Annotated in this window: 11 protein-coding genes and 2 pseudogenes; 10 read left to right on the top strand and 3 right to left on the bottom strand. The window is 57.8% G+C overall.

Features of this window, described 5'->3' with window-relative positions:
• Positions 1–39 precede the first annotated feature (39 nt).
• Entirely contained in the window at positions 40–759 is a 720-nt protein-coding gene (locus tag HY010_01215; GenBank protein MBI3474321.1) for a molybdopterin-dependent oxidoreductase, read from the bottom strand.
• A 375-nt stretch (positions 760–1,134) separates the two neighbouring features.
• Between HY010_01215 and HY010_01210 the strand changes: the two genes are divergently transcribed.
• The 9 genes and pseudogenes from HY010_01210 (at position 1,135) to HY010_01170 (ending at position 12,170) form a co-directional block, all read left to right on the top strand.
• Positions 1,135–3,444: a chemotaxis protein CheA gene (locus tag HY010_01210; GenBank protein MBI3474320.1), complete on the top strand. Its 2,310-nt coding sequence runs from the start codon at positions 1,135–1,137 to the stop codon at positions 3,442–3,444.
• A gap of 3 nt (positions 3,445–3,447) precedes the next feature.
• Positions 3,448–3,885: a chemotaxis protein CheW gene (locus HY010_01205; protein ID MBI3474319.1), complete on the top strand. Its 438-nt coding sequence runs from the start codon at positions 3,448–3,450 to the stop codon at positions 3,883–3,885.
• Positions 3,886–4,150: 265 nt separating this feature from the next.
• Positions 4,151–5,530 carry a carbohydrate porin gene (locus HY010_01200; GenBank protein ID MBI3474318.1) on the top strand — a complete coding sequence of 460 codons (1,380 nt, stop codon included), beginning with the start codon at positions 4,151–4,153 and terminating at the stop codon, positions 5,528–5,530.
• Between the two features lie 220 nt (positions 5,531–5,750).
• Positions 5,751–6,212, top strand: a pseudogene (locus HY010_01195) (CHASE3 domain-containing protein).
• 36 nt (positions 6,213–6,248) lie between these two features.
• Positions 6,249–7,328: pseudogene (locus tag HY010_01190) on the top strand (methyl-accepting chemotaxis protein).
• A gap of 249 nt (positions 7,329–7,577) precedes the next feature.
• On the top strand, positions 7,578–9,185 hold the full coding sequence (locus HY010_01185; protein MBI3474317.1) for a methyl-accepting chemotaxis protein: 1,608 nt from the start codon (positions 7,578–7,580) through the stop codon (positions 9,183–9,185).
• A gap of 62 nt (positions 9,186–9,247) precedes the next feature.
• Positions 9,248–10,363: a chemotaxis response regulator protein-glutamate methylesterase gene (locus HY010_01180; protein ID MBI3474316.1), complete on the top strand. Its 1,116-nt coding sequence runs from the start codon at positions 9,248–9,250 to the stop codon at positions 10,361–10,363.
• Complete coding sequence (locus tag HY010_01175) at positions 10,360–11,265, top strand: protein-glutamate O-methyltransferase CheR (GenBank protein ID MBI3474315.1); 906 nt, start codon at positions 10,360–10,362, stop codon at positions 11,263–11,265. The genes HY010_01180 and HY010_01175 overlap by 4 nt, the downstream gene beginning before the upstream one ends.
• The gene (locus HY010_01170; GenBank protein ID MBI3474314.1) at positions 11,262–12,170 is read left to right on the top strand and encodes an HDOD domain-containing protein; all 909 of its coding nucleotides are present in this window, start codon (positions 11,262–11,264) and stop codon (positions 12,168–12,170) included. Before HY010_01175 ends, HY010_01170 begins: the two co-directional genes overlap by 4 nt.
• A 128-nt stretch (positions 12,171–12,298) precedes the next feature.
• Here HY010_01170 and HY010_01165 read toward each other — a convergent pair whose 3' ends face one another.
• Both HY010_01165 and HY010_01160 read right to left on the bottom strand, forming a co-directional pair.
• On the bottom strand, positions 12,299–12,787 hold the full coding sequence (locus tag HY010_01165) for a chemotaxis protein CheX (protein MBI3474313.1): 489 nt from the start codon (positions 12,785–12,787) through the stop codon (positions 12,299–12,301).
• Complete coding sequence (locus HY010_01160) at positions 12,784–13,170, bottom strand: response regulator (protein ID MBI3474312.1); 387 nt, start codon at positions 13,168–13,170, stop codon at positions 12,784–12,786. The genes HY010_01165 and HY010_01160 overlap by 4 nt, the downstream gene beginning before the upstream one ends.
• Before the next feature lie 313 nt (positions 13,171–13,483).
• Here HY010_01160 and HY010_01155 point away from each other — a divergent pair.
• Positions 13,484–14,032, top strand: a 549-nt coding sequence (locus tag HY010_01155) for a glycogen debranching enzyme N-terminal domain-containing protein (protein ID MBI3474311.1), incomplete at its 3' end; no start/stop codon positions are given.

Raw genomic sequence — 14,032 nt, 5'->3', positions numbered from 1 at the left:
TGAATCTGGTTGTAAATACAAGGCTTGTTCCTTTGTGCCTCAGAGACCGTAGAACTCCGAATAGCCCTGGTCTTCCCAATACCCTGCTTTGGAGAGCACGTGTTCGACTTTGAAATCGGTCAAATACTTGGCTTGCTTGTAGCCGACCTTGGTTGGAACCGACAAGCGCAACGGCGCCCCGTGTTCGCGGGTCAGAGGCTGTCCATACATGCCGTAACAGAGCAAGGACTGGGGATGACGTGCCGACGCCATATCGAGGGATTCGTAATAATCGTCGGCACACTCGACGGTGAGAAAGCGAGCAGTCGGGTCGGCTCCGATCATGGTGAGGAAATCAGAGAGTCGAACGCCGTTGAAGTGTCCGATGACGTCCCAGCCTTCCACGCAAACGTGCCGCGTGTTCTGCGCTACCTCGGGGAGTGTCCTAATTTGCGCCAGGGTATATTCACCCGGCTTCTGGACGGCTCCACTGACGGTGAGCGTCCATTTCTCCAAATCGACTTCGGGATCTTCAACGTCGTAGCCGTTGATGGGGAACTTCTCGAACGGAGTGAGTTCGGAGTCTGCATAGGTCGGAGCCAAATGGCCCGGGCGGAAGAGCTTGCCGGAGGCCCAGTCGCTGAAGCCCAGTCCAGCCTTGAGCAGGGGTGCTTGGAATTTTGGGATGGCAAATGCGCCCAAGGCCAGGACGGGTGTCAGTTTCAGGAGTTCGCGGCGAGTGACAGCGGCAAATTTCCTTCGGTCGGTGCGGGACTTCATCAAGGTGTCCTCGTAGCAAAGAACGCGCCACTTTCCGTCTGATTCACGAAATGGGAAAAGGTTACGAGTCCCAACATGATTCTCCCTAACCCGGATGCGGCAACGGCGATCGCGAGACGGTCCAATGTAGCAGGAGAAGGAAGGGCCTGGGAATGAGAGTTACCGGAGGGGATCAGACCCAAGTTCATAAGTAGAAGGGTTGGGCGGTCCTCCGCACGACCAGGACTCTCCGTGCGTCCACCTTTAGACAACGATCGGTAAAGGAAACAGATGGGGCCGACGATGGACAGTGGGAAGACAACTCGCATTGGTGCTCTTGCGGTTTTGGGACCACGGTCGCCGCAACTTGCCAAATGGAATCGAGAAGGGAACGCGATGGGCGACAGCGATATCGTTCAGGACTTTCTGGTCGAGAGTTACGAAAACCTGGACCGGCTCGATCGGGAACTGGTGGGGCTGGAGAAGAATCCTGACGATCGCGATGCGCTGGCGAGCGTGTTTCGCACCATTCATACGATCAAGGGCACGTGCGGTTTCCTCGGTTTCAACAAACTGGAAGCAGTCGCGCATGTGGGCGAGAACCTCCTGACTAGGCTGCGGGATAGGCAGCTGATTTTGACACCCGAGATCACCACCGCGCTTCTGAGCATGGTCGATGCGGTGCGCCAGATGCTCAGCCAGATCGAGGTGAGCGGACAGGAAGGCGAGCGCGACGACTCGTTGTTGATCGCGACCCTGACCCGGCTGCAACAGCCGCCCGAGACAATTCCTGCTGTGCCCAACATTGGCGATCTCTTGATCGAGAACGCGAGCGCGACCCCAAAGCAAGTCCATCTGGCCGCCGAGCAGCAGGCGGAAGGGGATCCCCGCCACATGGGAGAGATTCTGGTAGAGCAAGGGGCAGTGAAGCCGTCGGATGTGGTCGATGCACTGCACGTGCAACAAGCCTCGCGAGGGCAGGCCACGGCTTCCGACAGCACGATTCGAGTCGATGTGGGGCTCCTTGATCGAGTGATGACTCTGGTAGGAGAACTGGTGCTGGCGCGGAATCAGGTATTGCAATTCTCCAACCGGATGAAAGACGCGGGCTTTCTGGCCGTCTCGCAACGCTTGAACCTGATTACAACCGAACTGCAGGAAGGGGTCATGAAGACTCGCATGCAGCCTATCGGGAATATCTGGGGACAATTTCCGCGCACGGTGCGCGATGTTGCGCTGGGTTGCGGCAAGAAGGTGGCCATCGAGATGGAAGGGAAAGAGACAGAGCTCGATAAAACCATCATCGAGGCGATCAAGGATCCGCTTACGCACCTGGTGCGGAATTCCGTGGACCACGGAATTGAACTTCCTGAGGATCGGGTGAAAGCGGGCAAAGACCCTACTGGACGCCTGATCTTGCGCGCCTTCCATGAAGGCGGACAGGTGATCATCGAGATTACCGACGACGGTGCCGGGCTGAATGGGGAACGCATCCGCAAGAAAGCTATGGAACGCGGAGTCGTATCCCCGGAGCAGGGTGTGCGGATGTCGGAGCGGGAAATCTTCAATCTGATTTTCCTGCCCGGTTTCTCTACCGCCGCCAAAGTGACGAATGTGTCGGGTCGCGGCGTCGGCATGGATGTCGTGAAAACGAATGTGGAACGGATTGGCGGGACGGTGGATGTGCAATCGAAACTCGGCCAGGGCACTACGGTGCGGGTCAAGATTCCGTTGACGCTAGCCATTATTCCAGCGTTGGTGGTGACGTGTGGCGGCGATCGCTATGCCATTCCACAGGTGAGCTTGCTGGAACTGGTCCGGCTGGAGGCGGAGCAGGCGGGTAAGGGGATCGAACTGGTTCACGGAGCACCGGTCTACCGCTTGCGCGGCCGGTTGCTGCCCTTGGTCTATCTGGATCGGGAACTGAAACTCGCCTCCGACGTGGCGAAGAGCGACGGAGCGGTCAATATCGTGGTCCTGCAAGCGGACGAGCGGCAATTCGGGTTGATCGTAGACGAGATCAACGACACCGAAGAGATCGTAGTCAAGCCGTTGCGCAAGCAGCTCAAGTCGGTGAAGACCTTTGCCGGTTCGAGCATCATGGGGGACGGCAAGGTGGCGCTCATCCTCGATGTGCTGGGACTGGCTCAGCGTGCCAGTGTCGTCACGGAAACGCGGGACCGGGCCATGGCTGGAAAGGCGACGGATGCGCTGGTCGTGGGTTCCGAGAAGCAGACGTTCCTGCTCTTCGCCGGGCCGGGCGATTCGCGCATGGCAATTCCATTGAGTACGCTGGCCCGCCTGGAAGAGTTTCCCCTCGAGCAGGTGGAAATGTCGGGCAAACAATGGGTCACCCAATATCGCGGACAAATCCTGCCCCTGGTGAGGCTGAGTGTCGCCCTGGAAGAACGACGCAACCATTTGCGCGCCTTGATGGTGGCGCCGGTACCGGGCTCGGGCCCGATCCAGGTGCTGGTGTTGAATCACGACGGCCATTCGTTCGGGTTGGTGGTGGAACGAATTCTGGACATTGTCGAGGATCGGGCAGACGTAAAGTCGGCGGCCACGCGCTCCTCCGTGCTCTATTCCGTCGTGATTGGTGACCGAGTGACGGAGTTACTGGACATCGCTGCCATTCTGCGAAGCGCGGATTTGCGCGGCTCCGAATCGGGCAAGGCGATGCATGCAGCGGAGGCTGCTCACTAGGCCATGGCGCACACGTCGCAGTTTTGTACGTTCTATCTGGATGGCCTGCTGTTCGGCGTGGGATTGCAAGGCGTCCAGGAAGTGATTCGTACGTTGGATACCACCAAGGTGCCGCTGGCTCCGGCCGTGGTCAGCGGGTTGATCAACCTGCGCGGCCAGATCGTGACTGCCGTCAATCTGCGCCTGCGCCTGGAACTGGGGCCGAGCCCGCCAGGCGCGCAGTCCATGAACGTGGTGGTGCGCTCCGAGGACGGTGCGGTCAGCCTGCTGGTCGACGAAATTGGCGATGTGGTCGAGGTGGAGGAAGACACGTTCGAACCATCGCCAGAAACTTTGCGCGGCTCGGTGCGCGACATGATCCTCGGCGTGCACAAGCTGAATGAACGGCTCATGCATGTGCTGGACATTGAAAAAGCCTGCCAGATGAACGAAGCCAACTAGCTGCGAGATCGCCGAGTCCCTACGGGCGTTACCCTCAGTCAATCTGAAACCTGTCACCTTCAAACTCCGATCCACCTTGCAGGCGTGTTGAATCCATCGCAAAAGTGATCCGTGTAGGCGCTCTACGTTGGTTGTTACCAAGGTAAAGCGCAGTAATGGCCGGACCGTCACTTCTAAACGGGTAAAGGAGCACCCCGTCCCGCCGATCTCCCAATTAGGCATGCACCTTAGAGCAAAGCCGAAACGATCCGCAGGAGAGTCTTCCATGAAGTTCCACCGATGGTCAGGTGAGCGTTTCTACCACCTGCTATGCGTATGTTTGTTGGTGCTCACGGCATCCGCCTCTCTGTGGTCAGGCGAAACATCGACCCGTGACGCCGCCGGATGCGACAAAGTCCTCGCCAGTTCTGCGTGCGGCGAAGCACCGCATGAACCCTGCGAGGTGCCCCCATGCCTGCTTCTCACGGCGGGGTTGAGACGGGACGAGCTATGGCCACAACTGGAACCCCTGATTCCGAGCCTCACTCTGTCGGCAGTTCCTGGGCAAATGAAGCCTACGGCTAACAAGTCACTGTGGTCAGGAACCAGCTACCTCCTGCATAGCCTGAATGACCATGGAATTTCGTTCCAGGGAACGTTCGTCAACGACTGGTCAAAGGATCTTCGAGGCAAGGTCGATCCGAGCTTGGGATATGGCAGGCAGTCGTTTGACCTCGTGTCATCGATTGATGGCAAGAAGGCGTTTGGCTGGAACGGAAGCACGGTCTTGATTCGCCTGAAACAACACAGCCGAGAGTTTGGGAGGAGCGATGACGGCGCCGCCCAGGTCTATTCCAATATTGATGCACCATCCAAAACCATGCTGTACGAATTCTGGCTGGAACAGAAATTGTGGAGTGAGAAACTCCGCATCAAGGGCGGAAAGATCGACGCGAATACCGAATTTGCAACAGTGCAGAGCGCAGGCGATTTTCTAAATTCCTCCATGGGCTTCAGTCCGACGATCATGGCGTTTCCGACCTATCCTTCACCGAGGCTGGCCGTGCTTGCAGTCCTTCATCCCACTACCAGTGGCAGCGTCGGATTCGGCGTCTTTCAGACTGATGGCAAAGGCAGACTTTCGGTTCTGGAGCCGGGGAAAACATGGACGATAAGCGGCAAAAAGGAATTGCCGGGGCGGGTCAGCGTTGGATATTGGAGGTTGGACGCCACCGCTATTCCGCATTTCGATGGGCGAGCAGCGGGTTCCACGCAAGGCTACTACGCGGTATTGGAGCAGGCCCTGTGGAGAAATTCCTTGTCCGCTCGGAAGGAGCAGCGCTGGTCAATGTTCTTTCAGTTTGGCCAGGCCGACGGCCAGGTTAGCCAACTCACAAAGCACGTTGGCGGAGGCGCGACTCTTCAGGCACCGTTGGCGCGCCGCAGTCAAGACTCACTCGGGTTTGCGTTTACCCGTGTTGCCTTTACCTCAGCACCGGGCACAGGCAACTTCACTTCCGAATTGGTTTTGGAGGGCTACTACAAGGTTGCCATTGCGAAGCACGTTGCCCTGGTACAGGATTTTCAGTTCCTGCATCATCCGGGAGGATTGTCGTCGAATCCGGACTGCCCGATCCTAACTCCTCGGTTGGTCGTCTCCTTCTGAGTAGGACGTGTTTCAGTTTTGTATTCCCATCCAGTAAGGGTCTTGCGTCTTCAGTCGATCACTCTATCAAGGCGGCTGTGTGCGGCGTCAGGGTCGGGGAGATTCTGGACTCGCTTGCATTTCGCCCCAGGCGTCGCAGGTCTGGTTCCTTGAAGGGGGAAACTCGGTGAACAAGTTCAGTTTGAAGGTCAAGTTGGGCTTCGGCTTCGGGTCGTTGCTGATGCTTGTGGTTCTGATGGGCTATCTCAGCTATTCCTCTGCCAACGGGGTTGCTCGGGTTACTCGACAAGTGGACGATGCCGTCGCGATGAAAGACGCGTCGATGGACATCAGTCAAGGGGTATGGAAAGGGCTTGCCTCGACGCGCGCATTTCTGCTCTCCGGCAACCAGTCCTATCTTCACGATTATCAGGAGGGAAATCACGAAGTTGAAGTTGGATTCGATCGCTTGAGCAAAATGGAACTCGACGACGCGGAAACAAAAATGAACTTGGCGATCAAGAAGTCTGTCGATGGACTTCGAGATAAACAAGACAAGGCAATCGAGCTGCGCAAGAATGGCGACGAACGGCAAGCGGTCCAAACCCTTTTCGGAACGGAGGCGTTAGAGATCCACGAGGGCCTGCGCGCAGCACTGAGACAGTTCGATGAGAAGCAGGATCAAGATTTGCAGGATAGCTCCAACAATCAAAGGGCGCAAGGAACCAGGTCCGAGTGGATGGCACTCTCTGTGGCCGGGGTTGGGGTCGTGCTCGGACTTGTCCTCGCCATACTCCTCGCCGGCTCCATCACGGGAGCGATATCGAAAATGGTGGCCATGATCCAGACTATTGCCGCCAACAATTTGACCGTCGCAGACATGGAAATCACAACCCGGGACGCGATTGGAGAGGCCGGAATTGCACTCAACCAGATGAAGAACAACTTGCATGGTGTGATCGAGAGCATTTCAGGTACGGCGGTGCAGGTTGCGGGGGCGAGTGAAGAGCTGTCTAGCACCAGCCAGCAAATCACCGCGAATTCGGAAGAAACGTCGGCCCAGGCAAAAGTTGTTTCCGAAGCGACCGCGCAAGTGAGTCAGAACCTGCAAACGGTGGCGACCGGAGCGGAAGAGATGGGAGCCAGTATCAAGGAGATTGCCAAGAATGCGACCGAAGCCGCCAAGATCGCTGCGAGCGCGGTGAAGGTGGCTGAAACGACGACGGCGACGGTCTCCAAGCTCGGCGAATCGAGCACGGAGATCGGCCTGGTCATCAAGGTCATCACCTCGATCGCGCAGTAAACCAACCTGCTGGCGTTAAACGCGACCATCGAGGCGGCACGCGCCGGAGAAGCCGGCAAAGGTTTTGCAGTGGTGGCGAACGAAGTGAAAGAGCTGGCGAAAGAAACGGCCAAGGCGACTGAAGACATCAGCCGGAAAATCGAAGCGATTCAGACCGACACGAAGGCGGCGGTGGAAGCGATCGGGACGATCAGCGGCGTGATCAACCAGATCAACGATATTTCCGCGACGATTGCGACGGCGGTGGAAGAACAGAACGCCACCACCAACGAGATGTCGCGGAACGTGAGTGAAGCGGCGCACGGCAGTGGAGAGATCACGAGCAACATTGCGGGCGTGGCCCAGGCAGCGGAAAGCACGTCGCAGGGAGCGGGAGACACGCAGAAGGCGGCGCAGCAGTTGGTGGAGACGTCGGCGGAACTGCGCCGGCTGGTTGAACAATTCAAGATCCATACTAGCAGCGGCGGACAACCATCGTCCGCACAGCGCGCGCGGGCTGCCCACGGAGCGATGTAGAACCATCTTCTCCGTGTTTTCAAACGGACGAGCACACCAAAGGCGCAGCCAATTGTGTGTTTCGTTAAAGTCGGCTGGTTCGAGGCCGATGATTTCATTGTCCTCAGTCGCGATGATTTCGTGTGGATCGGTCCCCTGGTCCAAGAGCGGGATGCAACGAGGCCACATGGCGGCAGGGGCGATCAGAAGAGAATTGACGTGAATCTGACCTTTAAGACCAAGCTAGCGTTGCTGATTGGAAGTTCGGCGATGGGCCTGTTGGTACTTGCTGTGCTGGCATTCGCGACGCTTCGCATCGTGCAACTGAACGGGAGTCTGTACAAAGAGATCAAGCTGGGACAGGACATTATCGCCGACTACGTCGCGCCGGCGGAGAGTATCGCCTACGTGGTCACGCTGCTGGGAGAAATGGAAGAAGCGCCCGATCGGGCGACGGCGGAGAAGGCGATCGCACAGTTCCGGCAGGCACGGAAGGACTTCGAGGATCGCCATGCCTACTACCTGGGCACCGTACCAGAAGGAAAGATCAAGGTACTGATGGCGGGGGATTGCTACACCGCGGCGCGGGCCTGGTTTGAAGTTGCGGAAAACGAATATGTGCCGGCGATTCTGGAGGGCAACAAAGCCAAAGCGCGCAACCTGCGGATGACAAAGTTAACTCCTCTCTACCTGCAACATGCCGCGTCGGTGGAACAAATCGTCAAACTCGCAAACCAGATGGTCGAACAGGGCGAGCGGCATGAAACCTCTGTGCTGGCATCGCGCACCACGATGATGATCGCTTTCGGCCTGGCCGCCTTCCTGATGGTGGGAGGACTCGGCTACATGACGGCCCGAGGGATTCTGGGTCCCCTCGCGCGGACGCTGTCCGTGCTGCAGACCCTGGCGAGTGGAGATTTGCGGCGGCATGTCGAAGTGGACTCCAAGGATGAAATTGGGGCGATGGGACACGCGTTGAATCAGGCCATCGACGTGATGGCGAGTGCCATTGAGTCGATCGCAATGAGCGCGCAAAACGTGGCCGGAGCAAGTGAAGAGTTGTCCGGTACGAGCCAGCAAATCTCCGCGAATTCGGAGGAAACATCGGCGCAGGCGCAAGTTGTTTCCAATGCCACCTTGCATGTCAGTCAAAACCTGCAGACAGTGGCCACGGGCGCCGAGGAGATGGGGGTCAGCATCAAGGAAATTGCCAAGAACGCCACGGAAGCGGCGAAGGTGGCCACGGGCGCGGTCCGCGTAGCCGAATCCACCACGGCCACGGTCGCAAAACTGGGAGATTCTTCGGCCGAGATCGGGCAAGTCATCAAAGTGATCACGTCGATTGCACAGCAAACCAATCTGCTGGCTCTGAACGCGACCATCGAAGCGGCGCGAGCCGGAGAGTCGGGAAAAGGTTTTGCGGTGGTCGCCAATGAAGTAAAGGAACTGGCCAAGGAAACGGCCAAGGCGACGGAAGACATCAGCCGCAAGATTGAAGCGATTCAGACCGACACCAAAGCAGCCGTGGACGCGATCAGTACGATCAGCGGCGTGATCCACCAGATTAACGACATCTCGAGCACGATTGCGACGGCGGTGGAGGAACAGAACGCCACCACCAACGAGATGTCGCGGAACGTCAGCGAAGCGGCGCAGGGAAGTGGCGAGATCACCAGCAACATAGCTGGCGTCGCCCAAGCTGCGGAAAGCACGTCGCGCGGGGCAGGGGATACGCAAAAAGCAGTGCAGCAGTTAGTGGAGACGTCGACAGAACTGCGGAGGTTGGTGGCGCAGTTCAAGATTCATCCGAGCGACCAGGGTCATGAACAGGGTGAGCACGCTACGGAAAGCCGGCGTCTGGCCGCTCATGCGGGCTAAGGGTCGCAGGCAATTCGACAGCCCGCAACTCAGGTTGTGAAAGCGGAAACGTACGGTTGGCTATGGCATCGATTCGCATCTTGGTCGTCGATGATTCGGTGGTGATTCGCAAGTTGCTCTCCGACACGCTGGCCGGAGACAAGGCTTTCGAAGTCGTCGGGACTGCCAGCGATGGCCATATCGCGCTCTCGAAGATTCCAGTCCTCAAGCCTGACCTGGTCACTCTCGATATCGAAATGCCGGTGATGGACGGCTTGCAGACACTGGCGGCGATTCGCAAGCTGTATCCCCGCCTGCCGGTCATCATGTTCAGCACGCTGACTGAACGAGGTGCGGCGGCTACTTTGGAAGCGCTTTCGTTGGGTGCTTCGGACTATGCAACGAAACCGAGTAACACGGGAAGTCCGACGATCGCGATCGAGCGCATTCAAAGTGAGCTGATTCCGAAGATCAAGGTGTTGTGTAGCGTAGTTCCCCTGAAACTACTTCCGTTGCCCGGACTGCGCCCGACGCCGAAAGTGCGGACACGACCGAGCCCATCGCGCATCGAGGTGGTCGCCATCGGCACTTCGACGGGTGGCCCCAATGCGCTGGCCGAGGTGTTGCCCCGCATTCCAGAGGATTTTCCCGTCCCGATCGTGGTGGTGCAACACATGCCGCCCATATTCACGCGGCTGCTTGCGGAACGTCTCGCCAGCCGTTCCGCGATCGCGGTAGAAGAAGGCCGCGCAGGTATGGTCCTGGCGCCGGGAAGAGCCTGGATTGCGCCGGGAAATTTTCATATGCGAGTGTTGAAGGCAGGCGTGCATTGCACTTTGAGCATGAATCAGGCGCCACCCGAGAATTCCTGCCGTCCAGCTGTCGATGTGCTGTTTCGGTCGGTGGCCGCAGCCTATGGCGCGAACGTTCTCGGAGTTGTGATGACGGGCATGGGTTCGGACGGCGTGCTGGGATCGCAAGCGATCCGGGACGCGGGCGGCGAAGTCATCATTCAGGACGAGGATAGTTCCGTGGTCTGGGGAATGCCTGGCCTGGTGCATGCGTCCGGCCTCGCCGATGCCGCGTATCCCCTGAATCACCTGGCAACCGAAATCACACGCCGGGTGCTGCAGAACCGCGCCCTTCGTCCGCACGTCGAATTGAGAAGTCATGCCAGCCTGGAGCGCCCCGCAAAATGACGATCGTGACTCAAGCCGTTCTTCCTGCAAACGCAGCGATCAAGCCCAATACGCTTGATCCTGTGTACCGTCAGATTCGCGACATGGTCTACAAGGTTTCCGGAATTTACAAGGCGGACGAAAAGCTTTATCTGCTTTCCGACGGCTGCAGCCGGCGCATGAAGCAACTGGACGTGCGCACCGTGCGCGACTACTGGGATCAACTGACAGCCCAGCCTGGCCGCGATGGAGAGCTACGGCATCTCCTGAATGAAATCACCATCGGCGAGACCTGCCTGTTTCGCAGCCAACCGCAACTGGATGCGCTCCGCAAAGTGATTCTGCCCGAACTCGTGGTCGAAAAAACCAAGCAGATCACCAAGCGGTTGCGGATCTGGAGCGCAGGATGCTCGACGGGAGAAGAATCCTACACCCTGGCCATGACCATGCTGGAAGAGAGCGAGCGCCTGTTGAAAGGGTGGACGGTGGAGATTGTCGCGACCGATCTGAATGACCGCTCGGTGGAGACCGCCAAGGCAGGCATCTACGGAGACTACGCGCTGCGGAATACAAACGATCTCTACAAGCGCAAGTACTTCACGGCCGGAGAGGGCCAGAAGTTGCAGGTCCGTCCGGAGGTGAAGAAACTGGTCACCTTCAGCCGTCTGAACCTGCAGGACGATTCCAAAATGCTCTTCATGAAGGGCATGGATCTGATTCTGTGCTGCAATGTGCTCATCTATTTTGATGGTGCGTCCAAGGCCAAGGTGATCAACCACTTCTTCACCAACCTGAATTTCGGCGGCTACTTTTTCCTGGGAACCTCGGAGTCGCTCATGAAGATGAATGAGCAGTTTCATCTGGTCCACTTTCCGGGGACGATCGCGTACTGGAAACCCTCCTTGAAGAGCGGAAAACTATGAATGAATCCTTGACTGCCATGATTCGGGAACGGGTGGAAAAGATCGAAACGATGCCCGCGATACCAGCCGTCTTTCTGCCTCTACTGAAGTTGTTGAGCGCCACCGAAGAGGACGTGAAGGTCGACGAGGTGGTGCGGCTGGTTTCGTATGACAACACGATTGCGGCGCAATGCCTCCGGCTGGCCAGTTCGCCGCTGTTTGGGCTGGCGCAACCTCCCAAGTCCATCAAGGGAGCCGTCATCAGCCTGGGCATGCGGCGGGTGGAAACGATCCTGATGACGTGCTGTCTGGGCCAGGCATTTCCCGTGAAAAAGTGGGTGCTTGATCCAGAAGTGTTCTGGCGGCATTCGCTGGGTTGTGCGATGGTGTGCCGCAAGTTCAGTGAAAAGCTGGCCAACTCCGATCATGAGAAGGCATACATGGCGGGATTGCTCCATGACATCGGGTTCATGGTGAACTGCCTGTCCTTTCCGAACGAGTTTGCGAAAGTGATGGAATGGGCTTGCCAGGAAGGGATTCCCCTGTGGGATGCGGAATTGGCTCGCATGGGTTTCACGCACTGCGAGACCGGCGAGGCACTGGCGGAAAAATGGCATCTGGACGATGACGTGGCAGATGTCATCTTGCATCATCACGCCATCGAGCAAAGCCAGAAGGCACAGGGACTGGTGGCGCTCGTTCACCTGAGTGATCTGCTGTGTCGCATGCGAGGGTTAGGGTACGGCTACTACGAGCGCCATATGGTGGATCTGATCGCCGATCCGGCCTGGTCAATTCTGGCAAAGGAGCACCGCGAACTGGAAGGCATGGACCTGGTGCGCTTCACATTTGAGCTCGACGAGACCGTCGAAGAGATTCACGAACTGGTAGCGACGGTGTTTGGGGCCGCCCCGGTAGGTGCCTGATCCGAGGGTGCGCGAGCGGGTGACCGCAAGAAAAGTACGATTTCGTTTCTTACCGGCAGATTAATCCTGGATGCGCGTCCTTCCCTTTTCGATGAGATGAGGCAAGACTCGTCAAGTGCAGGAGAAGTTCAGGCGTGGATCTCAAGAGAGACAACGATCGGCATGCTTTCGAAGGCGAGGCGCACTTCGAGGGCAGGAGAATCCGTCAAGGACGTCATGCTGTAGTCGGTCCCAGTAATCACCGTGGGCGGAGAAAGCATGCAGCCCTGCGACAGGCCAGTAATCTTGTTCTTGAAGTTGCCCGCTACCATGTTGCAGATTTCACCGAGCGCGTCCGATATTTCCGGGCCAACCTTGTCCAAAGGGACGCCTAACATCTTGGAAGTCGTGAGCGCGGCTGCCTTCCGATCGCAGCGAACACTGAGAACGCCGCACAGTTGCCCGGCCAGCCCTACCATGGCCGTTGTGTCCAGGTCGTCGGCGTCCGAACCCGCCGCTGGCGTTGTCAGGTGGCTGCTGAGCATGAGTTCGAAGACTTCGCGGACGGACGTATCGAGAAGGGGAATCCATTCAACGTGACGTGCATCGGAAGCGAGCATGGGGTTCACTGATTTCATGATTTTCCGGCGAGTACGGGGATGACTTGTTCCTTGACCTGATCGGGAGTGAAGGGTTTGCGGATATACCCGCGCGCTCCGTTCGAGAGGGCCTGTACGACGTGGGCTTCGCTGCCTTCGGTGGTGATCATGACCACAGGTACATTCTTGGCGTTCGGCACGGCGGGAAGGCTCTTGACGAATTCGAGTCCGTCCATGACGGGCATGTTGATGTCACAGAGGATCAGGTCAACCTTGTTGTCGGCGAGTACGGTGAGGCCCTCGGCGCCATTGCCAGCCTCGAAAACCTGGGCGAGGACAATACCGGCCTGGCGTAGCGAACGTTCGACAATCTTCCGCATGACGGACGAATCGTCCACGATAAGAGCAGTTATGCCGTCCATGAATCGGACCTCTTCCTCGATCGATCAAGTTGCCCGGCTGCGGGCTCGTTCCTCGACCTCGTTCACTGGTATATCGGTGGACAGGGAGAAAGACTTTAGGCGTGTGGCAGGAATTGAGGTATAGGCTGCGTGACCGAATCCTAGGTCGACGACGTAGAATTCATCGTAAAGATTCCGAAAGGACTGAAGCATGTCGGTGTGCTCCTTGCGCCGGCGGCCGTAGAGAAGGTCATCGATCAGGCGTACGAGATTCAGCGGCGCCCGAAGGGGAGCAGGAAACATCTAAAAAGCGTCCCGAGAGAGGGAAGCGGTCATGATTCGGTTCAAACGGGAAACATGCGGTGATCTCGATGCGGCACTTCGCCGCGAGTGGCTGGAGACCAACGGCCTGGGCGGCTTCGCCTCGTCCACGATCATCGGGCTGAACACGCGCCGCTATCACGGCCTGTTGGTGGCGGCCACCAAGCCGCCGGTTGGCCGGTTCGTGCTGCTCTCCAAATTGGAAGAAAACCTGATCATCGACGGCCAGATGTTTCATTTGTCCGCCAACCGTTATCCACGCACGGTTTACCCCCAGGGCTTTCAATACTTAAAAGAATTTCGCCTTGATCCTTTTCCTGTTTTCACCTATGAGGTGGAGGGGATCGAAATCGAGAAGACCGTTTTCATGGTGCAGGGCGACAACACCACCGTGATTCAGTACGAACTGAAGAAGAACAACCACCCCGAGTCGCCGAGGAACCTCGCGCTCGAGATTCGTCCCCTGGTTGCCTTCCGTGACTACCACAGCACGACGCATGAAAATGGCGCGATCAACTCGGCGGTCGAAGAGAATTCCGGGCTGGCCACGGTAACGCCTTAT

Source organism: Acidobacteriota bacterium (assembly GCA_016196065.1).
Taxonomy (GTDB): Bacteria; Acidobacteriota; Terriglobia; order Terriglobales; family Acidobacteriaceae; genus Acidiflorens.
The sequence above is the reverse complement of the archived record's forward strand: the minus strand, read 5'-3'. Positions and strand labels throughout refer to the sequence as shown.

What these genes read in the sequence shown, in the direction of transcription:
- HY010_01160 (MBI3474312.1), bottom strand. Translation starts at nt 13,170, where the DNA reads ATGGACGGCATAACTGCTCTTATCGTGGACGATTCGTCCGTCATGCGG.
- HY010_01170 (MBI3474314.1), top strand. Translation starts at nt 11,262, where the DNA reads ATGAATGAATCCTTGACTGCCATGATTCGGGAACGGGTGGAAAAGATC.
- HY010_01175 (MBI3474315.1), top strand. Translation starts at nt 10,360, where the DNA reads ATGACGATCGTGACTCAAGCCGTTCTTCCTGCAAACGCAGCGATCAAG.
- HY010_01215 (MBI3474321.1), bottom strand. Translation starts at nt 759, where the DNA reads ATGAAGTCCCGCACCGACCGAAGGAAATTTGCCGCTGTCACTCGCCGC.
- HY010_01205 (MBI3474319.1), top strand. Translation starts at nt 3,448, where the DNA reads ATGGCGCACACGTCGCAGTTTTGTACGTTCTATCTGGATGGCCTGCTG.
- HY010_01165 (MBI3474313.1), bottom strand. Translation starts at nt 12,787, where the DNA reads ATGAAATCAGTGAACCCCATGCTCGCTTCCGATGCACGTCACGTTGAA.
- HY010_01210 (MBI3474320.1), top strand. Translation starts at nt 1,135, where the DNA reads ATGGGCGACAGCGATATCGTTCAGGACTTTCTGGTCGAGAGTTACGAA.
- HY010_01200 (MBI3474318.1), top strand. Translation starts at nt 4,151, where the DNA reads ATGAAGTTCCACCGATGGTCAGGTGAGCGTTTCTACCACCTGCTATGC.
- HY010_01180 (MBI3474316.1), top strand. Translation starts at nt 9,248, where the DNA reads ATGGCATCGATTCGCATCTTGGTCGTCGATGATTCGGTGGTGATTCGC.
- HY010_01185 (MBI3474317.1), top strand. Translation starts at nt 7,578, where the DNA reads ATGGGCCTGTTGGTACTTGCTGTGCTGGCATTCGCGACGCTTCGCATC.